General features: G+C 60.9%; 23 protein-coding genes and 2 pseudogenes. 17 read left to right on the plus strand and 8 right to left on the minus strand.

The window, feature by feature from the left end; genetic code table 11:
- Window positions 1–120 precede the first annotated feature (120 nt).
- Window positions 121–1,674: a family 43 glycosylhydrolase gene (locus VGN68_RS06360; protein ID WP_327475041.1), complete on the plus strand. Its 1,554-nt coding sequence runs from the start codon at window positions 121–123 to the stop codon at window positions 1,672–1,674.
- Here the strand turns inward: VGN68_RS06360 and VGN68_RS06365 are convergent.
- Window positions 1,671–3,152, minus strand: a complete 1,482-nt coding sequence (locus tag VGN68_RS06365) for an altronate dehydratase family protein (RefSeq protein ID WP_327474929.1) — start codon at window positions 3,150–3,152, stop codon at window positions 1,671–1,673. The genes VGN68_RS06360 and VGN68_RS06365 overlap by 4 nt on opposite strands.
- Before the next feature lie 138 nt (window positions 3,153–3,290).
- Here VGN68_RS06365 and VGN68_RS06370 point away from each other — a divergent pair, with 138 nt between their 5' ends.
- From VGN68_RS06370 to VGN68_RS06390, 5 genes and pseudogenes are all read left to right on the plus strand, one after another.
- Window positions 3,291–4,067: a 2-keto-4-pentenoate hydratase gene (locus VGN68_RS06370; RefSeq protein WP_327474930.1), complete on the plus strand. Its 777-nt coding sequence runs from the start codon at window positions 3,291–3,293 to the stop codon at window positions 4,065–4,067.
- Between the two features lie 21 nt (window positions 4,068–4,088).
- Complete coding sequence (locus VGN68_RS06375) at window positions 4,089–5,405, plus strand: MFS transporter (RefSeq protein ID WP_327474931.1); 1,317 nt, start codon at window positions 4,089–4,091, stop codon at window positions 5,403–5,405.
- Window positions 5,402–6,814, plus strand: a complete 1,413-nt coding sequence (gene uxaC / locus VGN68_RS06380) for a glucuronate isomerase (protein ID WP_327475043.1) — start codon at window positions 5,402–5,404, stop codon at window positions 6,812–6,814. Before VGN68_RS06375 ends, uxaC begins: the two co-directional genes overlap by 4 nt.
- A complete protein-coding gene (locus VGN68_RS06385; protein ID WP_327474932.1) occupies window positions 6,811–8,139 on the plus strand; it encodes a mannitol dehydrogenase family protein in 1,329 nt (442 codons plus the stop codon). Before uxaC ends, VGN68_RS06385 begins: the two co-directional genes overlap by 4 nt.
- Before the next feature lie 195 nt (window positions 8,140–8,334).
- Window positions 8,335–8,601: pseudogene (locus tag VGN68_RS06390) on the plus strand (transposase); the annotation flags it as partial.
- Window positions 8,602–8,764: 163 nt separating this feature from the next.
- Here VGN68_RS06390 and VGN68_RS06395 read toward each other — a convergent pair.
- The gene (locus VGN68_RS06395) at window positions 8,765–9,418 is read right to left on the minus strand and encodes a TetR/AcrR family transcriptional regulator (protein WP_327474933.1); all 654 of its coding nucleotides are present in this window, start codon (window positions 9,416–9,418) and stop codon (window positions 8,765–8,767) included.
- Window positions 9,419–9,453: 35 nt separating this feature from the next.
- Window positions 9,454–11,646 carry a TonB-dependent receptor gene (locus tag VGN68_RS06400; RefSeq protein ID WP_327474934.1) on the minus strand — a complete coding sequence of 731 codons (2,193 nt, stop codon included), beginning with the start codon at window positions 11,644–11,646 and terminating at the stop codon, window positions 9,454–9,456.
- Between the two features lie 166 nt (window positions 11,647–11,812).
- On the opposite strand from VGN68_RS06400, the gene VGN68_RS06405 reads away from it, so the two are divergent.
- The 6 genes and pseudogenes from VGN68_RS06405 to VGN68_RS06430 all read left to right on the plus strand — a co-directional run.
- On the plus strand, window positions 11,813–12,418 hold the full coding sequence (locus VGN68_RS06405) for a twin-arginine translocation signal domain-containing protein (protein ID WP_327474935.1): 606 nt from the start codon (window positions 11,813–11,815) through the stop codon (window positions 12,416–12,418).
- The gene (locus VGN68_RS06410; RefSeq protein ID WP_327474937.1) at window positions 12,415–13,959 is read left to right on the plus strand and encodes a GMC family oxidoreductase; all 1,545 of its coding nucleotides are present in this window, start codon (window positions 12,415–12,417) and stop codon (window positions 13,957–13,959) included. Before VGN68_RS06405 ends, VGN68_RS06410 begins: the two co-directional genes overlap by 4 nt.
- Before the next feature lie 8 nt (window positions 13,960–13,967).
- Entirely contained in the window at window positions 13,968–14,354 is a 387-nt protein-coding gene (locus VGN68_RS06415; RefSeq protein ID WP_327474939.1) for a hypothetical protein, read from the plus strand.
- Window positions 14,351–14,716 (plus strand): hypothetical protein, encoded by a 366-nt coding sequence (locus VGN68_RS06420; protein ID WP_327474941.1) that lies wholly within the window; start codon window positions 14,351–14,353, stop codon window positions 14,714–14,716. Before VGN68_RS06415 ends, VGN68_RS06420 begins: the two co-directional genes overlap by 4 nt.
- A gap of 10 nt (window positions 14,717–14,726) precedes the next feature.
- The gene (locus VGN68_RS06425) at window positions 14,727–15,824 is read left to right on the plus strand and encodes a saccharopine dehydrogenase NADP-binding domain-containing protein (RefSeq protein WP_327474942.1); all 1,098 of its coding nucleotides are present in this window, start codon (window positions 14,727–14,729) and stop codon (window positions 15,822–15,824) included.
- Window positions 15,825–16,278: 454 nt separating this feature from the next.
- Window positions 16,279–16,530 (plus strand): annotated as a pseudogene (locus VGN68_RS06430) (integrase core domain-containing protein); the annotation flags it as partial.
- Window positions 16,531–16,593: 63 nt separating this feature from the next.
- On the opposite strand, the gene VGN68_RS06435 reads toward VGN68_RS06430, so the two are convergent.
- From VGN68_RS06435 to acnA, 3 genes are read right to left on the minus strand one after another with little or no spacing between them, the layout of a single operon-like run.
- Window positions 16,594–16,863 (minus strand): CBU_0592 family membrane protein, encoded by a 270-nt coding sequence (locus VGN68_RS06435; protein WP_327474943.1) that lies wholly within the window; start codon window positions 16,861–16,863, stop codon window positions 16,594–16,596.
- Between the two features lie 46 nt (window positions 16,864–16,909).
- Entirely contained in the window at window positions 16,910–17,182 is a 273-nt protein-coding gene (locus VGN68_RS06440) for a ribosomal protein L7/L12 (protein ID WP_293702302.1), read from the minus strand.
- Window positions 17,183–17,197: 15 nt separating this feature from the next.
- Complete coding sequence (acnA, locus tag VGN68_RS06445) at window positions 17,198–19,873, minus strand: aconitate hydratase AcnA (protein WP_327474946.1); 2,676 nt, start codon at window positions 19,871–19,873, stop codon at window positions 17,198–17,200.
- A 502-nt stretch (window positions 19,874–20,375) separates the two neighbouring features.
- Between acnA and VGN68_RS06450 the strand changes: the two genes are divergently transcribed.
- The 5 genes from VGN68_RS06450 to VGN68_RS06470 all read left to right on the plus strand — a co-directional run bounded on the left by VGN68_RS06450 (window position 20,376) and on the right by VGN68_RS06470 (window position 22,559).
- On the plus strand, window positions 20,376–20,831 hold the full coding sequence (locus VGN68_RS06450; RefSeq protein WP_327474948.1) for a hypothetical protein: 456 nt from the start codon (window positions 20,376–20,378) through the stop codon (window positions 20,829–20,831).
- 9 nt (window positions 20,832–20,840) lie between these two features.
- Window positions 20,841–21,215 carry a hypothetical protein gene (locus VGN68_RS06455; RefSeq protein ID WP_327474950.1) on the plus strand — a complete coding sequence of 125 codons (375 nt, stop codon included), beginning with the start codon at window positions 20,841–20,843 and terminating at the stop codon, window positions 21,213–21,215.
- 18 nt (window positions 21,216–21,233) lie between these two features.
- Entirely contained in the window at window positions 21,234–21,815 is a 582-nt protein-coding gene (locus tag VGN68_RS06460) for a hypothetical protein (protein ID WP_327474952.1), read from the plus strand.
- Window positions 21,812–22,261, plus strand: a complete 450-nt coding sequence (locus tag VGN68_RS06465; RefSeq protein WP_327474954.1) for a hypothetical protein — start codon at window positions 21,812–21,814, stop codon at window positions 22,259–22,261. The genes VGN68_RS06460 and VGN68_RS06465 overlap by 4 nt, the downstream gene beginning before the upstream one ends.
- Window positions 22,262–22,376: 115 nt before the next feature.
- On the plus strand, window positions 22,377–22,559 hold the full coding sequence (locus VGN68_RS06470) for a hypothetical protein (protein WP_327474956.1): 183 nt from the start codon (window positions 22,377–22,379) through the stop codon (window positions 22,557–22,559).
- 2 nt (window positions 22,560–22,561) lie between these two features.
- Here VGN68_RS06470 and VGN68_RS20535 read toward each other — a convergent pair whose 3' ends face one another.
- Together VGN68_RS20535 and VGN68_RS06475 are read right to left on the minus strand one after the other, a co-directional pair.
- Entirely contained in the window at window positions 22,562–22,792 is a 231-nt protein-coding gene (locus tag VGN68_RS20535; RefSeq protein ID WP_414713021.1) for a type II toxin-antitoxin system HicA family toxin, read from the minus strand.
- Entirely contained in the window at window positions 22,755–23,087 is a 333-nt protein-coding gene (locus VGN68_RS06475; protein WP_327474958.1) for a hypothetical protein, read from the minus strand. The genes VGN68_RS20535 and VGN68_RS06475 overlap by 38 nt, the downstream gene beginning before the upstream one ends.
- Between the last annotated feature and the right edge of the window lie 81 nt (window positions 23,088–23,168).

A 23,168-nucleotide genomic window follows, 5' to 3' on the forward strand; every position in this document is an offset into this window, starting at 1 on the left:
AGGTAGTCCCGGTGAGGCCCGGTCTTCGCTTGCGGGGGCCGGGCCTTACTTTTTCGAGGAATCAAAATGACCGATCGCCGCGACATGCTGAAACTGGCCGGGACGGGTCTGGCGGGGGCGATGGTCGGCGGGCTCGGGTTGCCGGGCGCCGCGGTGGCGCGGGCGAAGTCGGAGGCACCAGCACCCGCGTGGGCAAAGGGCTTCGACGGGCAACGCAAAGCCGATCTGGGCGACGGGCGCTTCCTCAATCCGATCATGGCTGGCGATCATCCCGATCCGTCGATCCTGAAGGACGGCGCCGACTATTACATGACCTTCTCGACCTTTGATTCCTATCCGGGGCTGGTCCTCTGGCATTCGCGTGATCTGGTGAACTGGCGACCGATCGGCCCCGCGCTGACCCGCAATATCGGGTCGGTGTGGGCACCCGAATTGTGCAAGCATGGCGGGCGCTACTTCCTCTACATCCCGACCAAAGGCCCGAACACCAGCTGGGTGATCTGGGCCGACAAGATCGAGGGGCCGTCGAGCGATCCGGTCGACCTGAACCTGCCCAACCATATCGATCCCGGCCATGCCGTCGGCGAGGACGGATCGCGATGGCTGTTCCTGTCGGGCGGCGACCGCGTTCGCCTGTCCGACGATGGCCTGTCGCGGATCGACGAGCCCGAGCATGTCTATGACCCGTGGCGCTACCCCGCCGACTGGGTCGTCGAGGGTTTCGCCCCCGAAGGCCCGAAGATCACGCGCCACGGCGATCATTATTACATGATCACCGCGGTGGGTGGCACCGCGGGACCGCCCACCGGCCATATGGTGATCGCGGCGCGATCGAAATCGATCCATGGGCCGTGGGAAAATTGCCCCGCCAACCCGCTCGTTCGCACGACATCGGCGGCCGAAAAATGGTGGTCGCGCGGCCATGCGACACTGGTCGAGGGACCGGCGGGCGACTGGTGGAGCGTCTATCACGGGTTCGAAAACGGCTATTGGACGCTCGGCCGTCAGGCGCTGCTCGACCCGATCGAATGGACCGACGACGGCTGGTTCCGGATGACCGGCGGCGACCTGTCGCAGCCGATCGCCAAGCCGAGGGGCGGGGTGGCGGGGCCGCATGGCATGGCGCTGTCGGACGATTTCAGCACGCTTACGCTCGGCGCCAAATGGAATTTCTTCAAACCCGCCCCCGACGAACGCCGCCGCGCGCGCGTCGAGGATGGCGCGCTGTTGCTGAAGGCGCGCGGTAAGGCGCCGGTCGATTCATCGCCCTTGCTGCTGATCGCGGGCGATCAGGCGTATCGCTTCGAATGCGATATCGAAATCGCCCCCGGCGCGACCGCAGGGCTGATCCTCTTTTACGACGACCGGCTCTATTGCGGGCTCGGCTTCGACGGCGAGCGTTTCGTCACCCACCAATATGGCATCGAACGCGCGCGTCCCGCCAATCCGCATGGTCGCACGTTGAGGATGCGCGTCACCAACGACCGCCATATCGTCACCTACCACACCAGCGGCGATGGCGGAAAAACTTGGTCAAGGTTCGATCGCGGCATGGAAGTGTCGGGCTATCACCATAATGTGCGCGGTGGTTTCCTGATGCTTCGCCCCGGTCTCTACTCGGCGGGAGAAGGCGACGCGCGCTTCCGCAGTTTCACGTTCCGCGCGCTCGATTAAAGCGTCACGCCCGACTTCCAGATCGCGATGTCGCGTTCTTCGTTTACCTCGGCCTTGGTCAGCTTGCCCGACGCGGTGGCGACGATCAGGTCGAGCAGTGCGTCCGATGCCGCATCGAAACCTTCGCTGATTACCATCCCGGCATCGAAGTCGATCCACCCCGATTTGCGCGCGGCAAGATCGCTGTTCGAGGCAATCTTCAGCGTCGGGGCCGGAAAGCCGAGCGGGGTGCCGCGCCCCGTGGTGAACAGGATCACCGTCGCGCCCGCGGCGGTCAGCGCCGTCGACGAGACCGCGTCGTTACCCGGCGCCTCAAGCAAAGTAAGCCCGGCCAGCGTCGCTTCACCGCCATAAAGTTGGACATCGACCAGCGGCACCTGCCCGCCCTTTTGCACCGCGCCGAGCGATTTTTCCTCGAGCGTCGTGATCCCGCCGACGATGTTGCCGGGGGAGGGATTCTCGCTCACCGGCTCGCCGTTGCGGGTGAAACAGGCTTTGAAATCCTGTACCAGCCGGGCTGTCCGGTCGAACACGTCGCGTGACACCGCGCGGTCCATCAGCAGCTGCTCGGCGCCAAAGATTTCGGGGATTTCGGTCAGGATCACCTTGCCGTCTGCGGCTGCAACGGCATCGGCGATCTGCCCGACGAGCGGATTGGCGGTCAGCCCGGACAATCCGTCTGACCCACCACATTTGACCCCAAGGGTCAGCGCCGACAGCGACGCAGCGGTGCGCGGGGTGTCGGCGCAGGCCGCGACCAGCTCATCCACCAGTGTCAGGCACCCGGCCTCGTCATCCTCGACCGCTTGCGCTGAAAGGATACGAATATGGTCGCGACGACCCGCGGGGATGGTGTCGAGCAATGCGGTGAGCTGGTTGCTCTCACAGCCCAGCCCGACAATCAGCACCCCGCCCGCGTTGGGATGCTGCGCCAGCGCCGCCAGCAATCGCCGCGTATGGGCCAGGTCGTCGCCGAGCTGCGAGCAGCCGAACGGGTGCTTGAAGGCATGGATGCCATCGACGCGCCCGGGATGGCGTATCGCCGCGATCCGCGCGACCCGCGCCGCGAGATTGCCGACGCAGCCCACCGTCGGCAGGATCCACACCTCGTTGCGCGTCCCGACGCGCCCGTCGGCGCGGGCATAGCCCAAGAAGTGGCGCTGGGGCGGCGCGGGCCGGGGCGGCGCGGCGGTCGGCGTATAGGCGTAATCGTCGCTCCGGGTCAGCGCAGTCCCAAGATTGTGACTATGGACATGGGCGCCAATGGCAATGTCGGCGGTCGCGGTGCCGATCGGAGACCCATATTTGAGCACACTAGAGCCGCGCGCAATCGCATGCAGGGCAATTTTGTGGCCGCGCGCAATCGCTTCGGTCGCCGTCACGCGCCGCGAGCCGACGGCCACCGCGCTGTTGGCGGCCAGATCGGCGAGTGCCGTGGCGACATTGTCGGCCGCATGGATTTGGATCGCATCGGTCATCTGGCGCCTTTTTCCGTCGGTCGCGGCGCGACCCTCGCCCAATCATCTATCGCGTCGCCGGTCATCGCCCACCGCTATTCGCTTGCTTTTGACACCGGTGTCTCTTAGACGGTTTCGCGGAAGAGGGAAATCACAAAGATGCTGGCAACCCCGGAACAAGAAGCTATCGCCCGCGCCTTTCTGGCCGCTCGCGCCGAAAAGACACCGCTTACCTTGTATCCTGGCGCGATGCCGGAGACGATGGCCGAAGCCTATGCGATCCAGAGCGCGGCGATCACCCTCGACGGGCGGCGGGTCGGCGGCTGGAAGGTCGGGCGGATCGCCCCTGACCTCGTCGAACGCTATGGCGGCGAGCGCATTGCCGGACCAATTTTTGCCGACGAGATTGCCGCTGATGGGGCTGCCATGCCGGTCTATGCGGGCGGTTTTGCTGCGGCCGAGGCCGAAGTGCTGTTGTGCCTCGGCGAGGTCGGCGACCATGACCATGACATCGAATCGGTTCGCTTCTGCGTCACGGAGGTGCGCACGGGCATCGAAATCGCCAGTTCGCCTTTTCCCGACATAAACCGTCATGGCCCCGCGGTCACCGCGTCGGACTATGGCAACAACAAGGGGCTGGTGCTCGGGCCGCCGATTGCCGACTGGCGCGACCGCGATCTGATCACGATGCCGGTCGAAATGACGATCGACGGCGATCCGGTGGGCGCGGCGACGATGGAGACGATGCTCGACGGGCCGTTCGGATCGGCGCTGTTCCTGATCCTCACCCTGCGTGCGCGCGGCATCACCATCGCGCCCGGCACTTGGGTGTCGGCGGGGGCGATCACCGGGGTGCATGAAATTGCAGTGGGCCAACGCGCCGAAGCGCTGTTCGACGGACAAATCCGCGTCGGCTGCTCGATCAAAAACTACTAAAGCAAACCACGGGAGAGAGACATGGCACAGGCAATCGCGAACGGAGGTGCGGCTTTGCCGGTGCCACGCGCGGGTCGTTACCGCTGGCTGATCATCGCGCTGCTCTTTGCCGCGACGACGGTCAACTACATCGACCGCACGATGCTGGGCCTGCTCGCCCCCGTGCTCGGCGACGAGCTTGGCTGGAGCGAGAATGACTATGGCAACATTGTCACCGCCTTTCAGGCCGCTTATGCGCTCGGCTTCCTGCTCATGGGTTGGTTGATCGACCGCTTCGGTCCCAAGATCGGTTACTCCATCGCGATCACAATCTGGACGATCGGCCATGTCGCGCATGGTTTTGCCGGATCGGTTGTATCGTTCATGGCGGCGCGCATCGTACTCGGGGTCGGCGAGGCGGGGCATTTCCCGTCGGTCGTCCGCGCCAGCAGCGAATGGTTCCCGCAAAAGGAGCGCTCCTATGCCATCGGCTGGGTCAACAGCGCGACCACCATCGGGGTGATCCTGACCGCGCCGACGATCTGGCTGTTCATGGTCTGGATGGGCTTCGACTGGCGCCAAACCTTTATCTACAGCGGCGCCTTTGGCGTCGTCCTGCTGCTGCTGTGGCTCTGGCTCTACAGCAACCCGCGCGAAAGCGGAAAGGTCAGCGAGGCCGAACTCGCGTGGATCGAACATGACCCGCCGGAACAGGTCGAGCGCCTCGGTTGGGGCAAAATCGTCACCAAGCGCGAAGCCTGGGCGTTTGCGATCGCCAAATTTCTGACCGACCCGGTGTGGTTCCTGATGCTGTTCTGGCTGCCCAAATATTTCGCCTCGACCTATGATGTCGACCTCAAGGTCGTGCTGCTGCCGATGATCATCATGTATCTGCTGTCCGACGTCGGCAGTATCGTCGGCGGCTGGACTTCATCAAAGCTGATCCAGAACGGCCATAGCGTCAATTTCGCGCGCAAGATCACGATGATCGGCGCGGGGCTATGCGTCTTGCCGCTATTGTTCGTCACCGGGCTTGAAAATATGTGGCTCGCGGTGGTGCTGATCGGCATCGCGCTCGCGGGGCATCAGGCCTTCTCATCGACGATCCTGTCGATTCCGCCCGACATGTTCCCCAAGCGCGCGGTCGGCTCGGTGATCGGGCTCGGCGGCTTTATGGGCGGCGTCGGCGGCATGATCATGGCGAAATCGACCGGGTTGGTCCTCGACGCGACCGGCGGAAATTACACGCTGATCTTTGCCGCCTGCACGACGGTCTATTTCCTCGCGGTGCTCGCCGTCCACCTGCTCAGCCCGAAGCTGGCGCCGGTGCGGATCGAAAGTACGGCCGCGCCTGCATAACGCGAGCGCTGATCCTGCATCCCGACCGGCTATTCCCGTCCGATCCGGGGCAGCGCGACATCGCGCGGCGGCTTTACAAGGAAGCCGCGGACCTGCCGATCGTCAGCCCACATGGTCATACCGATCCCCGCTGGTTTGCGGGCAATGCGCCGTTCGGCAATGCGGCGGAGCTGCTGCTCCATCCCGACCATTATGTGTTCCGGATGCTCTATTCGCAGGGCGTGTCACTCGACGCGCTCGGCATCCGCAACCCCGATGCCGACCCGCGCGAAAGCTGGCGTCTTTTCGCGCAAAACTATCACCTCTTCCGCGGCACCCCGTCGCGAATGTGGATGGACTGGGTGTTTGCCGAAGCGTTCGGGATCGACGTGCAGTTCGAGGCGGTGACCGCGGACCTCTATTACGACCGGATCACCGAAGCGCTGGCGACCGAGGCATTCCGCCCGCGCGCCTTGTTCGACCGCTTCGGGATCGAGGTGATCGCGACGACCGAAAGCCCGCTCGACACGCTCGATCATCACAGCGCGATCCGCGCGGCAAACGACAGCGGCGAATGGGGCGGGCGGGTGATCACCGCCTATCGTCCCGACCCGGTCATCGATCCCGAGTTCGAGGGTTTCTACGCCAATCTCGCGCGCTTTTCCGACCTGTCGGGCGAGGATGCCTACAGCTACGCCGGCTATCTCGCCGCGCATCGGGGCCGCCGCGCCTTCTTCGCCAGCATGGGCGCGACCTCGACCGATCATGGCCACCCGACCGCTGCGACCGCCGACCTGTCGGATGCGGAGGCCGAAGCCTTATTCGCGCGCGTCACCGGCAAAAATGTCAGCGCCGCCGATGCCGAACTGTTCCGCGCCCATATGCTGACGGTGATGGCGGGGATGAGCCTCGACGACGGGCTGGTGATTCAGATCCACCCCGGCGCCTTGCGTAACCATAACCCTTGGCTGTTCGACCATTATGGCCGCGACAAGGGCGCAGATATTCCCACCAGCACCGACTATGTCCATGCGCTGCGCCCGCTGCTCGCCAAATATGGCAATGAAGCTGCGCTGACGATCATCCTCTTCACCCTCGACGAAACCAGCTATGCACGCGAACTCGCGCCGCTCGCGGGGCATTATCCGGCGCTGAAGCTCGGCCCTGCCTGGTGGTTCCACGACAGCCCCGAGGGGATGCGCCGGTTCCGTGGGTCAATGACCGAGACGGCGGGTTTCTACAACACCGTCGGGTTCAACGACGACACCCGCGCCTTCCTATCGATCCCTGCGCGCCACGATGTCGCGCGCCGCATCGACTGCGGCTTTTTGGCGCAGCTCGTCGCCGAACACCGGCTGGAGGAATGGGAAGCCGCCGAGCTCGCGGTCGATCTCAGCTACAATCTCGCCAAGGCCGCGTACAAGCTGTGAGGCTGGGTTCCGGCACGCCAATCCCGGCGTCGGTGCAGGCGCCCGCTTACGACCGCGCCGCGCAGGCGGCTGGGATCGTTCATATCGGCATCGGCGCCTTCCACCGCGCGCATCAGGCGGTGTACACCGACGATGCCATGAATGCGGGCGACCGCAATTGGGGCATCATCGGCGTGTCGCTGCGCTCGGGTGATGTCGCGGCCCAGCTCAATCCGCAGGACGGGCTTTATACGGTCAGCACCCGCAGCGCGGCGGGAACCGACCTGCGTCTGATCGGCGCGGTGCAGCGGGTGCTGGTCGCGGCGGACGAACCGCAAGCCGTGATCGCTGCGATCGCCGCGCCGACGACGCATGTCGTGAGCTTCACAGTGACCGAAAAAGGCTATCTGCGCGCCGCCGACGGATCGCTCGACTTGGCCGCGGCGAACGGGCCGTCCAGCCTCTATCGCTTTATCGGTGCCGGCCTTGCCGCGCGCCGCGCCGCGCAACTGCCCGGCCTGACGCTGCTCAGCTGCGACAATCTCGCGAACAATGGCGCGGTGCTGAAGGGCTTGATGCACCAGTATCTGGTCGCGGCGTACCCTGACCTCAACGACTGGTTCGACACCGAATGCTACTGCCCCGCAACGATGATCGACCGCATCGTCCCCGCTACGACCGACGCCGATCGCGCCGCGGTGGAGGCGGTACTTGGCGCGCGCGATGAGGGCACCGTGGTCACCGAAGGTTTCAGCCAGTGGGTGATCGAAGATGATTTTGCCGGCCCGCGACCGCGCTGGGAGAATGTCGGCGCGCAGCTGGTGACCGATGTTGCGCCCTATGAAACGGCGAAGCTCCGGATGCTCAACGGCGCCCATTCGGCGCTCGCCTATATCGGCCTTGGGCACGGTCACGAATTCGTCCATCAGGCGATCGCCGATCCCGCGATCCGCCCGATCATCGAGACGCTGATGCGGAACGAGGCCGCGCCGACGATCGCCGCGGCGCCGGGGCAGGATTTGTCCGCTTATGCCGATGCGCTGCTGGCGCGATTCGGCAATCCGGCGCTGCACCACCGGCTGATCCAGATCGCGATGGACGGCAGCCAGAAGATTCCGCAGCGCTGGCTCGAAACGCTGGCGTGGCATCAGGCGCGCGGGCAACGTTGTTCATCACTAGAGGCCGCGATCACCGCGTGGATCGCTTTCCTGCGCAGCGATCATAGGGTCGATGATCCGCTTGCGGATCAACTTCGCGCATCGGCGGCAGGGACGGACGCAATGGAAAATCTGTTCGGAGGGCGTGGATTGCTCGCCTCCGAATGGCGACCGGAAATCTCCACCTGATTGCGCGAGTTTAAAGGGGAGCGAGGGTCGAGCATCTTGGCGCAGTTCGTTGATCTTTTGATCATAACCGTCACCGGAACACCCATTGCCGCGACGCCGTTCGCATCTGACTGACCTAGCGCCCGTCAAGTCGAGACGGTCCTGGTTAGCGTAACCTGACCTCATCTTATCCACCATTTGAAGCTAGAGTCCGACTTGGCGAAGGACGGACAGACGAAGCGGAAGCAGTTTTCGGAAGAGCATATTATCGGCCTCCTGAGGGAGGCAGAGGCCGGCGCGGTGGTCACGGATCTATGACGTCGTCACGGCATGTCGAGCGCGCCCCATTATGCGTGGAAGGCCAAGTTCGGCGGACTGGCGGTGTCGGACGCCAGACGGCTTGGAACGCTGGAGGAGGAGAACCCGTGCCTAAAGCGACTGCTCGCCGACAGGAGGTTCGACAATACGGGTCTGGAGGACATGCCCTCCGGCGTTCGCAGCCGAACTTGAAAAGCAATGAGCGGGGTTAGCCCCTCGCCTGCGCTTATGCGCGACAACACGCCTCGGCCTCTTTTTGCAGCTGGATAAAAGATACGGGTCGAGTCAGTTTTCGTGTTCCGTGCGGCGGCTGGCGAACGATGGAATACTAAGGGATGCCGGGTTCGTTTGAAGGCCTGACTGAAAGACTATCCGCTGCCAACTGCTCGCAAAGACCAATGATGGCCCGCTCATAACCTGCGAGTGACGTGCGGCGGGGTTTGCCGAAGCCGCGGAGCAGCGATGCGCCCTCGATCAGCGCCACGATAACCCCCGCATTTCGCTGGGCCAGACGTTTCGGCATCGACGGAGCGGCGGCGCGTATCGCTTCGGACATCTTGTCGAGATAGGAGTCGTAATAGGCATTCATGATCGCGGCTACCGCTGCATCGCGTCCGGCGATCGCCCACAGCTCCCAAAAAATGATGCAGCTGTCCTTGTCCGTTTGATCCTGCAGCAGATATTCGATCATCCGCCGAAACTTCATTTGCGGCGTGCCGGTTCGGTTTTGTGCCAAGGCGGCCAGCGACGCATCATAGATATCGACCGTTCGCTGCAATAGCGCGTTGAGCAAATCCTCTTTTGTCGAAAAATAATATTGCAAATTGCTGAGCCGCATGTCGGCCGCGTCCGCTATGCGGCGCATCGTGAACATCGCGTAACCATCCTCGATCAGCACCCGGACAGCGGCGTCAAGGATATCCTCAACCCGCCGCTGTCCTTTCTCGTGAATCGCCGTGCCTGGACGACTGGGCTTCGTCATACCAATTTTGGACAATGTACAGCGGTCCCCATGGGCTAATATTTCCAGCTAAGCAAAATGCCATATTGGCGCGGCGCCGCCAATTGGCCAGTCTTAAGGCCGAAGGATTGTGCCAGCGCGTCGATCCCGTGCGCAAGGTAGCGTTTGTTGCCAAGATTGCGACCGAACGCCGACAACGTCCACCCCTGTGTAGCGTTGGTGAGCGCGATGGACGCGTTAAATAGCCCGACGTTTCCGGTTTGCAAATCGGGGTCGTTGAACGGCGTGAAGAACAGGTTGCTGCTGTAAACATATTCGCCGCGGACATTCAGGTTGAGGTTGGTCGTGACTTGCGGCGACCAATCGACCGCAGCGGTCAATGTATCGCGCGGCGCGCGGGGCAGGACATTGCCCGACAGGTCGAGATCGCCAAAGTCGAACTGGCGATAGCTGGACACCAGATGGGCATAGTTGAAGCTGAAGTTTAAATCGGATGCCGGACGGACGAACAGTTCCGCCTCCACGCCTTTGACCCGCGCCTTGGCGGCATTGGTAATTTGAACGACCGGCACCTGCCCGCCCGTGTCGATGGGCGCAAATACCTGCAGGTCGGTGTAGTCATATACAAAAGCTGCGGTATTCAGCCGGATACGCCGATCGAGAAAGACCGTTTTCAGCCCTGCTTCGTAAGACGTAATCTTTTCGGACGCAAAAGGCTTGGCGGCAGCAACTGCATTGGCCGGAAAGTTGTTGAAGCCGCCGCTTTTGAAGCCGCGGGTCACGCTGGCGTAAGCAAGGACGTCCTCGTTCGCCTGATATTCGACCACGAGCCGGGGCGAGAAATTATTGAACGACGTGCGCGGTTCGGTGAGCGCCACATAATCGACGGCCGCGCCGCCACCGATCGGCAGATATTGCCGCTGGATCGCCAACCGCTTGCGCTCGTTTGTGTAGCGCGCGCCGACGGTAAGCTTAAGTTTAGGCGTCACCTTCCAGCTGAGTTCGCCGTAGCCGGCGATGCTCGTTGTCCGCGTCCGGGCGTTGGTCAATTCGTCGTCTAGACCGAAGAAGGGCAGGATGAAGCGGTCGGTCGCGCGCCCGCGATCGCGCAGAAAGAACAGGCCGGCGATCCATGACAGGGCCGAATCGCCTTCTTTCGAGATCAGGCGGATTTCCTGGGTCAGCTGGCGGGTGCGCTGGCGGGTATCGATATGCACGACCGGAAACGGCGTGCTGTCATAATCCTCTGTATAATGGATATTGGTGGAGCGATAGGCCGAGATCGACGACAGATTGGCGCCCCCCAGATCCCAGTTCACGGCCATCGAGCCGCCAAATATATTGCGGCGGATAAACGCATCGGTGAAATCATAGGAGCCTGAAAAGGGATCGGTGCTTTCTTCATACAGATCGAACAAGGTGCCGCCGACGACCTCCTTGAAGGTGCTCGACGGACGGTCGCGGGCAAGATCGAGGCTGAACGTGACATCGACCGTCTCGGTCGGCTCGATCCGTAGCTGGCCGCGGACGGCAAGGCTGTCCTCGTCGTTCAGGCGGGCGCCGGTTGCGGCGTCTCGGGTCCAGCCATCGCGTTGTTTGAAACTGCCTGACACTTTGCCAAAAACATTGTCCGCGATCGCGCCACCGAGCATGCCGCGCACCGACCGCTGATCGAAACGTCCATAACCGAGCTCGATCCCGGCACGGAAATCGGCGCTCGGCTGCATCGTTTCGATACGGATGGCACCGCCATTGGTGTTGCGACCGTAAAGCGTCCCCTGTGGGCCGCGCAGCACCTCGACCCGTTCCAGATCGAACAGGTCAAACAGCGCCGAAGAGGCGCGACCGACATACACATTGTCAAGATAGACCCCGACCGCGCCTTCCGATGTAATGCCATCGTCGTTCGAGCCGACGCCCCGGATGAAAACCTGCGGCGACAGTGTCGAATAGCTCGACAGATACAGTCCCGGCACGCTGGCTGAAAGTCCCGTCAGGTCGCTGACCCCTGCCTGCGTCAGCGATTCGCCTGATATGCTGGTGATGGCTACGGCAACCTTCTGAAGATTCTCGCGGCGGTATTGGGCGGTGACGATGATGTCATCGATACCGGACGGTGCCTCCGCCTGCTCGGCGACGTCGGATGTCGTCGGTGCTTCCTCGGCATGGGCTGCGCAGAGCGGCGCCCATAAAGCAGCGCTTGCGGTCATAACCGCCCGAACCTGCTTTGCCCCCGAAATGTTCTTCATGATCCTTCACCTCTCCGCCATGGTTTTGCTGTTGACAAATTATGTCAGATGACCAAATAATAGTCAATCACATCAGGATATCGCCTCGTTTGGCTATTTTTTGGGCTTTTCTCAGTTTCATAATTTTTTAAAAAGGTCATTAGACCAAATAGATTGAAGGTGAAGAATGACGCCAACCTCGTTTTTCTCGCGCCGCGGATTTCTCGGTGCAGGGGCGGCTACGGCGATCCTGGCAGGGGGCGGCTATGTCTGGCTTCGCGGCAGCGACGCCGACTATGCCCGCATGGCTGCCGGTGCTGCGCCGGTCGTGCTGTCGATCCGCGAATATGCCGTGCTGGATGCGCTAGCGGCGGCGATCATCCAGCCGCTGCATGGCGGGCCGGGTGTGGGCGCGGCGATGACCGCATTGCGGATCGATCGTGAGCTGTCATTTCACCACGAAACGAGCATGGTGGACGACATCAAGGCGTCGTTGGCGCTGCTTGAAAACATGTCCGTGATCGACGGCCTCGGCCCGCGCTTCACGGCGCTGGATGATGCCGACAAGCAGACCTTTCTGGCCAATTGCGTAAATGCCGGCCCTGGGCTGCGCCGCGCCGCGTACAACGGCATCCGATTCCTCGTCGTCTTCTTTTACTACACCGACGACCGGACTTGGCCGGGCATCGGCTATGCTGGCCCCATGATGGCAGAGAAGCTGTTCGAGGGCGGCAACCGGATCGCCAATTTGACTGGATCGACGGCACGGGCAGCGGAGGCGCCGACATCATGATTATCGAATATCAGCAAATCGATCGCGATCTGGCGGAAACCGCCGATGTCGTCGTTATCGGCTCGGGCGTCGGTGGCATGACTGTCGCGCAGCGTCTGGCCGAATCTGGATCGAAGGTCATCGTCCTGGAACGTGGCGGCTATTACACTGCCGCGCGCGGTGACCTTGACCAGCGCAGCGACAACATGCTCGCCCGCATCGACGGTCGTCGCGGCCTGGGAAGCACATCGACCGGCGAAGTGGCGCTCATGTATGGCAACTGCGTCGGCGGCGCGAGCGTCCATTACTGGGCCGACAGTTGGCGGCTGCCCAAAGACCGCGCCGATATGTACGTCGAAATGGGCGTCGAAGGCCATGAGCATGAGGTACTTGAGCCGATCTTCGAGCAGATCGAAAAGGATCTGAACGTTCATCGGGCGGGTCCGCAATACTACAACCGAATGAACCAGCTGTTCGACATTGGCGCGAAGAAGCTGGGCTGGCACGTCGAGGGCGTACCGCAGGCGCGCCGTGGCTGTGTGATGAGTGGCCATTGCTACCAAGGCTGCTCGTTTGACGCCAAGCAGACGGCTCTGGTCACCAGCGTCCCCGCCGCGGTCAAAGCCGGTGCGACGATTTATGCCGACTGCGAGGTAACCTCGATCACCCGCGACAGCAGCGGTCGCGCTGACGGTGTCGAAGCTCAGATCCTCGACCGCGCCACCGGCCGTCCCAACGGTCGCAAGCTCAAGGTCAAGGCCAAGATTGTTGTCCTCGCCGCCGGCGGCTTCGCGTCGGCAGTGATCTGGATGCGCTCGAAACTGCCCAACGGCAGCGGTCAGGTGGGCAAGAATCTTTACGTCAACCCCTGCCCATATCTCTATGCCATCTACGACGAACCGGTCACGCTGTGGGAAAATATCCCGACCGCCACCGGAACCGCCGATTTCCGCCTGCCGCGCTATGACGGCGATCGTTACATCGAGGGGGGCTATCTCCTCCACCCCAACCAGATCCAGGCCGAGTTTCTGGCCGCGACCATTCCCGGGTTCGGCAAGGACCATGCAAAGGCGATGGAACGGCTGACGCACATCGGCAGCGCGGTCTCTTGGGTCGATGATGAAATGCCCGGCGAGATCAAGGTCGATGACAAAGGTAATGCAACTTATGATTATCAGGTCCGCGGCGTCGATCTGCTCAAAACACGCGACGCGCTGAAAAAGCAGGCGGCGCTGCTGTTTGCTTCCGGCGCCCGCGAAGTGATTGTTCCGGATATCGTCGGAACCCGGCTGCGCGATCCGTCGCAGCTTGCGGTCTTTGACAGCCTCGACATGACCGGCGGCAACACCCTGTGGGGTGGTCCGCACCCCGCCGGATCGCTGCGCATGGGCAAGGATCCGGCGAAAAATGTCGTCGGATCCGATCATCAGGCGCACGAAGTGCCAGGATTGTACGTCGCTGATCCCAGCGCCTTTCCGCGGCCGCCGAGCGTCGATCCGTCGCTGACCATTATCGCCTGGTCTGTCGTCGCCGCCAACGCCATTCAAGCCCGGCTGGGATAGGGACCGCCATGACGATTGGCTATCGCATCGCGCAGCTTTTCGCCGCGCTTCAGGTCGCAAGCTACGCCGACACGGTGCGCAACATCGCACTCGGCGCGTTCGACAACATCGGCCTTGCTGCGCCGATGATCCGTATGGAGGCGGTGGGCAACGGTCTGTCCGCTATGGGGTGGGCCGTGGTGCTGATGTTGTCGGCTTCGGAACGCGGGACGGCCGCGGGTCGCGTCGCCTATGTGCTCGCGGGCATGATGTGGTTCGACGTGCTGACCACATGGCGGCTCGATATGCCGTTGCCGCCATATTTCCTTTGGTGGGGATCGGCTGTCGTCGCCTTGCAGCTGCTGGCGGGTTTCACGCTGGAACGGGCCAGTTCTGCAAAGGAGGCAATGACATGAACCGGCGTTGGCTTACCCTTGCATTTGCCGCGACCTTTGCGGCATCGGCGCTATCCTTGCATCTTGGCGATTTTGTCGACAGCGACTTGCCGGAAAAGGTGCATGTCGATCATTTGATCGCCAATGGCCTTGAGTCGCTGGGCTGGCTGGCGGTCTTCCTGCTTTATCAGGGCAAGCTGGCGCGGCTGGCTGGTCGGATCGGCCTTTTTCTGATCGGCATGTGGCTCTGGGACATGACGACGACCTTGCCGCTCGCGCTGCCAGTTCCGCCCTATCAGACCGTGTGGGGACCCGCATCGTTGCTGATCCAGCTCTACGTGATCGCACCATTGCTGCGCCGCGATCCGCCCGCAAAACTCTGAAGGAAAATCCGTGATAAAAGAAATAGATGGACGCACAAGCGTTCTCATCGCTGGCGGCTATGGCATCGTCGGCGCGCAAGTCGCCGAACTGCTCGCGTCGCGAAATCCCGAGCTGGAGATCATCATTGGCGGGCGCTCGGAAGCCGCTGCCGCCGCCGCCGCCGAAAGGATCGCCGGCGCGCGCGGGGTCAGGGTCGATATCGACGAGGTCGATCCGCTGGCGAAATTTGCGAAGCTGCCCGATGCGATCATCGCGGTGGCTAATGATGGCGACGACCGTCTGCTACGCGCCGCCGTGACGCGCGGTATCGCTTATGTCGACATTACGCGCTGGACCGAGCGTATGCAGGCATCGATCCTTCGCCTCGCGCCGATGCGGCCCACTGCACCCGTTCTGCTCTCGTCGGGTTGGATGGCGGGGGTCACCGCAACGGTAGCGGCGGCCAACGCGCGGAATTTTGCCCAAGTCAGTTCGATCGACATCGATATTTTATACGCCTTGAAGGACAAGGCCGGTCCCAACTCGCTCGATTATGTCGATCGGCTGCTGATTCCGTTCCCGGTGACGATCGACGGCAAGGTCGAAATGAAAAAGTCGATGTCGGAGCCCCGCGCTGTCCGGTTCTCGGGCGATCGCCTTTTCAATACCTATCGGTTTGACACGCCGGAACAATATACGCTGGTCCACGCAACTGGTGCCGCCAGCGTTTCGTCGCGCCTGTCCTATGACAATGCGTCGGCGATCAACTCCATGCGGTTTCTGATCAATTCGGGCATCTGGAAACTGCTCAGCCTTTCGACATTCGACAAGCTGCGACGCTCGATGCTGTACAACCCCGGCGAAGGCGACGCGCACGAAGTCGTCATTGAGACACACGGGACCGATCCAGCGGGCCGACCGATACGCACACGATCGACGATCCTCGACCCGCTTGGCCAAACGCACATGACCGCGGTTGGGGCCGTGACGGGATTGGAACGTGTCTTGGGGCTGCGCAAACGCCAGCGCGCGCCGATCGGCGTAAGCTTGCCGGAACATTGCTCGGATTTGGATGCGACACTGCGTGCTTTTGCTGAAATGGGGGTCGAAATTCGCTCTGAGCCCTGAACGCTTGTGGATGCTACTCCACCCTCGGCCTGTACCGCCCGAATCTCGTGGCGTGTCTCAGCGCTTAGGGTAAAGGCATCATGGATGCGGAAGGTCCAGATGGCGAAGGCGATAGCGGCGAGGAAGAGGTCGGCGCGTTCGTCGTATCTTGTCTGGATATGTCGCCAGTCCTTGAGCCTTGCGCACATGTTTGCGATGTGATGCCGCCAACGGTAGGTTGCCGGACCGTAGGTGGGCAGGTTACGCCGTTGGCACTGTGCGGGGATGCGGGTTCGCACAAGCAATTTAATTGGTCCTTATCCTAAGCTGCGCGTTTGTCGGGCCATCTCGATGTCCTTGAGGAGACACAAGGATAATCGGACGCTTGGCTGATGCCGGCCTGCAACTGGCAATTTTTCATAGAAACTGACCGTCGCATTGAACGAGTTATAGATCGTGTCGCCGCCCGCGGCGGGAGAATGGCTATTGCGAGAGCTTCGACGAATCGCTGCGTGATGAACTGCTCAACAGCGAAATCTTCTACTCGCTCGCCGAGGCCTCGATCCTGATCGAAGCTTGGCGGCGACTCTATAACACCGTCTGGCCGCACAGCTGGCTCGGATATCGACCCCCGGCGCCGGAGGCGGTTCCATCGCCAGTGCCGCCCTCCGATTGCGCTTCGCCCCATCTATGGCCAACACGGGCGATGGAGGCGTCAATGCACTGACAATCCAACCGGAATACTCCGTGGGGTCCGCATCTGACTGCGACCACCGCCATTTGCGAGACCTCAGCTTTCAACAGGAAGCCGGCGGGCGCGCCACACGGTCCATAGCGTGAAGACGCCCATCAAAGCCCAGACGATGTTGAGCCCCGCCGACGGGAGCGCGCCATTATAGCCTGAGTTGAGCACGAAACCGCTCGCGCCGATGACGTTCATCCACTGATAGAGATAGCTGCGCGGTTCGATCTTACCGAGCGAGAGCAGGACATAGCTGGCGAGGATCAGGATGGCAGCGAGCCAGCCGATAACCTCGATCGCGATCTCAACAACGCTCATATGCCGTCCCTTCGGGTGGCCTGCACCCCGGTCGGGGACAGGTGATTCAGCGCATCGTCTGTTCGAGCGCCTCGACTGCGTCCTTGGCTTCGGCAAGGCTGAATCCGGTGCGTTCGCGGACCAGCTTGATCGCGTCGATCTTGCGGTCCTGGCGGATCAGGGCGCGGATTTCCTCGTCGTCGATCCGCTCGTCGCCGACGCGCACCATCGGGCGAGGCGGCGGCGCGGCGAGGTCGCGGCCTGTCCGCCGCCCGCGCAAATAGCGGGCGAGGAGCAGGCCGAGAGCCAGGCCGAGGACGAGGATCAGCAGCTTGCCCATCCGCCGTCCCCTTGCTTACGCCGCCAGCTTGCGCAGGACGTAGTGCAGGATGCCGCCGTTCATATAATATTCGACCTCGTTCGCGGTATCGATGCGGCAGAGCGTATCGAAGCTGAAGGTCGAACCGTCGGGGCGGGTAACGTTGACGGTCACCGTCTGCCGCGGCTTGAGGTCGGCGACGCCGGTGATCGTAAACGTATCGTCACCGGTCAGCCCCAGCGTTTCGCGCGTGTCGCCGTCCTGGAACTGCAGCGGCAGCACGCCCATGCCGACGAGGTTCGAGCGGTGGATGCGCTCGAAACTCTCGACGATCACGGCGCGGACGCCGAGCAGGTTGGTGCCCTTCGCCGCCCAGTCGCGCGACGAGCCGGTGCCATATTCCTTGCCAGCGATGACCACCAGCGGGGTGCCGTCGGCCTTGTGGCGCATCGCGGCGTCGTAGATCGGCATGACTTCGGCGCCATAGCGCGACATGCCGCCTTCGATGCCGGGGACCATTTCGTTCTTGATGCGGATGTTGGCGAAGGTGCCGCGCATCATGACGTCGTGGTGGCCGCGGCGGGCGCCGTAGCTGTTGAAGTCGGCCTTGTTAACCTGATGTTCCATCAGCCATTTTCCGGCCGGCGAGTCCGCCTTGATGCTGCCCGCCGGAGAGATGTGGTCGGTCGTGATGCTGTCACCCAGGATCGCGAGCGGTTTCGCGTCGATGATGTCCGACACCGGCGCCGGGGTCATCGTCATCCCCTCGAAGTACGGCGGGTTGGCGACATAGGTCGAACCGGCGCGCCACTGATAGGTGTCCGAGCCTTCGACCTCGATCTTCTGCCAATGCTCGTCGCCGCGATAGACATGCTCGTAGCGCGCCTCGAACATGTCGCGGTCGATGCACGACGCGATGGTGTCGGCGACTTCCTGATTGGTCGGCCAGATGTCGGCGAGGAACACGTCCTTGCCTGATTGGTCCTGCCCGATCGGGGTGGTGGTGAAATCTTCGGTCACCGTGCCCTTGAGCGCATAGGCAACAACCAGCGGCGGCGAGGCGAGGAAGTTCGCGCGCACGTCGGGCGACACGCGGCCTTCGAAGTTGCGGTTGCCCGAAATCACCGACGCGGCAACGATGTCGTTGCCGTTGATCGCTTCCGAAATCGGCGCAGCGAGCGGCCCCGAATTGCCGATGCAAGTGGTGCAGCCATAGCCGACGAGGTTGAAGCCGATGGCGTCGAGATCGGCGGTCAGCCCCGCGCGATCGAAATAGTCGGTCACAACCTGCGATCCCGGCGCGAGCGAGGTCTTGACCCACGGCTTGGGCTTCAGGCCCAAGGCGTTCGCCTTGCGCGCGACCAGACCCGCGGCGACCATGACCCCGGGGTTCGAGGTGTTGGTGCAGCTGGTGATCGCGGCGATGACGACGTCGCCGTCGCCGATGTCATGATCCTTGCCCGCAACCGGAACGCGCTTGATGCCGTCGTGCTTGTACACCGACGCCAGATCGGCGTTGAACACATCGTCGACTTCGGTGAGGATGACCTTGTCCTGCGGACGCTTCGGCCCCGCCAGCGAGGGGACGACGGTGCCCATGTCGAGTTCGAGCGTGTCGGTGAACACCGGATCGACCATGTCGGCCGACAGCCACAGACCCTGCGCCTTGGCATAAGCTTCGACCAGCGCGACATTTTCGGCGCTGCGCCCGGTCAGGCGCATATAGTCGAGCGTCTTGTCGTCGATGCCAAAGAAGCCGCAGGTCGCGCCATATTCGGGCGCCATATTGGCGAGCGTCGCGCGGTCGGCGAGCGACAGCGAGGCAAGGCCGGGACCGAAATACTCGACGAAGCGCCCGACGACGCCCTTGGCGCGCAGCATCTGCGTCGCGGTGAGCACGAGGTCGGTCGCGGTTACGCCTTCCTTCAGCGCGCCGGTCAGCTTGAACCCGACGACTTCGGGGATCAGCATCGACACCGGCTGGCCCAGCATCGCGGCCTCGGCCTCGATCCCGCCGACGCCCCAGCCGAGCACGCCCAGCCCGTTGATCATCGTCGTGTGGCTGTCGGTGCCGACGCAGGTGTCGGGATAGGCGATGGTGGTGCCGTCGGCGTCCTGGCTCGACCACACCGCCTGCGCGATATGTTCCAGATTGACCTGGTGGCAGATGCCGGTGCCGGGGGGGACCGCCTTGAAATTGTCGAGGCTTTTCGATCCCCATTTCAGGAAGTCATAGCGTTCGCCGTTGCGATAATATTCGATTTCGACATTCTGTTCGAATGCCTTGGGATGGCCGAATTCGTCGACCATGACGCTGTGGTCGATGACGAGGTGGACGGGGACGAGCGGGTTGATCTTGGTCGTGTCGCCGCCGAGCTTCGCAATCGCATCGCGCATCGCGGCCAAGTCGACGACGCAGGGAACGCCGGTGAAATCCTGGAGCAGCACGCGCGCCGGACGATACTGGATCTCGCGGTTCGAATGCGGGTCTTTCTGCCAGTCGACCAGCGCCTGCACATCGTCGGTCGACACGGTGAAACCGCCATCTTCGAAGCGCAGCAGGTTTTCGAGCAGCACCTTCATCGAAAACGGGAGCCGCGAGACGTCGCCCAGCTTGGCCGCGGCCTTGTCGAGCGAATAGTACGCATATTCTTTGTTGCCGACGCTCAGCGTCGAGCGGGTGCCCAGCGTGTCATGTCCGGTGGTCGTCATCTTGCAGCAGTCCCCTGTTGGCGCGGCGGGGAATGACCATCCGCTGGCGTGGCGGGAGAGCGGGGCCAGCAGGAGTCGCGCGCGCGGTTTTTGTTGGGGACGCCTTACGCGGGGGGTGGGGAAATGCAAGGGGGTGGGGGGTTAATGCCCAGTTGCCTCGTCGGCCCCTGCTGCTCGTTGGACAACAAGAGTTGTACGCAATCGGAAAATCATCATACAGATTACTATAGCTCAAACTGTTGATAAAAATGTTAAAATGTCAGATGCGTACTCGATATATACTAAACGGTATGTCTTCTGATATCCAACGAGCAGCAGGCACCTGTGAAGGAACTGGGACCTAGCTTGGCGTTCTAGGCGCTAAGACTAACCAATAACATCAACAGAAACTGCAAAACCAGTTTCGTTAAGCCGCATGCAAGCTCCCGCCGATCGCGGTAACGAATCGTCTTGTTGACAAGTGCGTAATGAAACTATACCTGATTCGTTGAAGGGACAAATCATGAACGACTCAACCGGAGATTATTCCATCTCGATAAAGGGGCCTGGTCTCAGCTTCCAGCGAGAGTGTAGCTTCGAAGAAGCGTCGAGAGCAATTGCTGCATTGGCGGGTGGCGCTGCGAAGCCTGCTGCGGTCGACGTCCAGAAGGAGTCTAGGGCTGCATCCGTAGAACCAGTGTCCATACGTGAGCGCCTAGATGAGCTAGGTGGAAAAACCAAAGTTGAACAAATTCTGGTAATTTCCGAGTGGCTTATAAGTCAAAATGGTATGAAGTCGGTTACCAAGGATGACATTAAGAGTAGCTTTGTGGATGCGGCTGAGCCGCTCCCGTCGAATTTTCCAAGAGATTTTGCGAATGTTCTCAAAAGGGGTTGGCTCGCAACCGTTCACGGAGATCGAAACAGTTTTTATGTTACGCAGACAGGCCGCAAGGCGTTAACGACCAAATTTGAGTGAGGACGTGAAATGGCTTTAAAAGACCTTATCAGTTCCGCCGATTCAGTTCGAGAGAATGACATTGAAGAGATCGTCGCAGAGACTGTGCGTTTTGATACAAAGCGGAAGTCTCTGGTTCTAACGAGCGCGGGAACTCGGCTTTCGAACAAGGCCAAGGTCCTTACCCTTCTCGTTGCGAATGCGGGGTGGGTATATGTGGACCCAGATGTTTCGCCGATGATCCTTAAACCGAAGACTTTAGAGGATTTGACTGGCATCGCGGGCGGAACCCTGCGTCCAATGTTAATATCTCTCAAAAAGCAGCGGCTCGTCAGCGCAGATGGGGGCGCGTATCAAATTGTCGCTCCAAATCTTCCGGCAATTCGGGATGAAATTTTTGGGTAGATAGCCAAGGAGGTGTTCATGGAAACCCGCGTTCGCGTCTCCGTGAAGGGAAATGAGCTTAGCGTGGAGGGGGCCGATGTCTTCGTGAAGGAGATGTATCTGGATTTCATGGCAAGGATGGAGCTAGCGCTTGACCCACAAGCTTCAATCGCCCCCGACTTGGAGGAAAAGGCTTCCGCCCCTGCAAACAAAAAGGTGCCTCCTTCTTCAAAGACAAAGGCGTTGAAGGCACCTTCAGGCGGTAAGAGCAAGGAGCCCACATATAAGCCGAAGCAGATACATGGTCTGAATCTGACGGGTTTAAGTTCATATTATGAGAAATTTTCTCCTAAGAATAACTCCGAGAAAATTCTTATTTTTGGAAAGTTCTTTGAAGAGAATCTTGGCCAAGATAAGTTTAAGGCTGACGAGATTTATAGCTGTTTTCGCCTTCTAAAGCTAGAAATTCCTAAAGCTTTTTGGCAGGCCTTCATCGACACTCGATCAAAGCACCAATATATAAACTTTTCAGGGCATGAAGAAATATGGATCGCCGATATGGGCGAAAACTTCTTCAATCATAAACTCGCCAAAGCTGGTCACCAAGAGGCCCATGCATGAGCGCGTTCGAGGCGATCAACGTGCTTGGCGGCGTTCCAGCTAACTTGCGCGCTCCTTTGATCAAAGAATTCAACAAGATTCAGACTAATTTTCGCGAACACCGATGGGAGCCGACCGAGTTAGATGGAGGTCGCTTTGCTGAAATAGTCTATGTCATTGTGAAAGGGTACCTCGACAGCAAATTCCCGGCATTGATTTCTAAGCCCGACAACATGCTAGATGCATGTAAAAAATTGGAAGATTACGACAAAAACAAATTCCCAAGATCATTGAGGATTCAAGTGCCTCGGCTCTTAATCGCCCTGTATGAAATTCGTAATCAACGGAATATCGGCCATATCGGCGGAGATGTTGACCCGAATGAAATGGATTCTTCCGTTGTTGTTTCAATTTCGAAGTGGGTATTTGCCGAGCTTGTTCGAGTATTCCATAGTTTAACAGTTTAAGAAGCCCAAGCATGTGTTGCTGCTATAATTGAACCCGTTTATCCCCTACACGCATGTAGCTGGCAACCGGCCGCACTAAGCGTATAGTCCCCCTCTTGAACGAAGGGGGACAACCATGAAGCTACCGAAACGCCTACCCTACGAACTGGTGATCCTCGCCGGTCTGCTGCTGGGAAGCTGTAAGCCCGCATGGGAGAGCAAACTGGAATACGCCGACGTGAACGCGCGCAACGCCATCGCCCGTGTCGATGCTCTGGAGAGCCGCGTAGAGGAACTGGAGCGCAAGCTGCGAGAGTAGGATCAGCGGCGGAACAGGCTTTCAGGCAGGCCCGACTGGCGTATCATCGACTTGAGCGTTTTTGGCCGTATTTCGTCCGACCACCTATGAGCCGCGACATCCACGAGGCGGACTTCGCCGCCGACTAGTCCACGATAGCGCGCATGGCTTCCCTTGCCCTGACGGTGCAGAACGAAGCCGTGAGCTAAGAGAGCATCAAGAAACTGCTGGAATGTGCATTTTAGGCGCGGCATGGACTGGGAAACTAGCCCGACTGATTTGCGCGCGTCTATGTTTTAAATTTGCCCAGATTAGTCTCAAGGCAAAGCCAGCCGTGACATGCCAAGGAGCCACCCGCCCTAGCAGCTTGCGGCGCGTATCCTCATCTTCAGCCATGGCATCCTCAACATATGAGGCCACCGCCTGCTCAAGGCACTCTTGAACCTCATCAAAGGATTTGCCCTGAATTGAGATGTCAAGATCGACGCACAGGGCTTCCCAGCCCTTTTCATCGCCCTCAGCGAAACAAAGAAAATCTCTACCTGCCATTTGTCATTCACCAGATTTCCGGATGCAATCGCTAACCGGAATGCGTTGACAAAAAATGTAGGCGCCGCCGACGTCACGAAT

The sequence above is a fragment of the Sphingopyxis sp. genome (assembly GCF_035998965.1).
Taxonomy (GTDB): domain Bacteria; phylum Pseudomonadota; class Alphaproteobacteria; order Sphingomonadales; family Sphingomonadaceae; genus Sphingopyxis.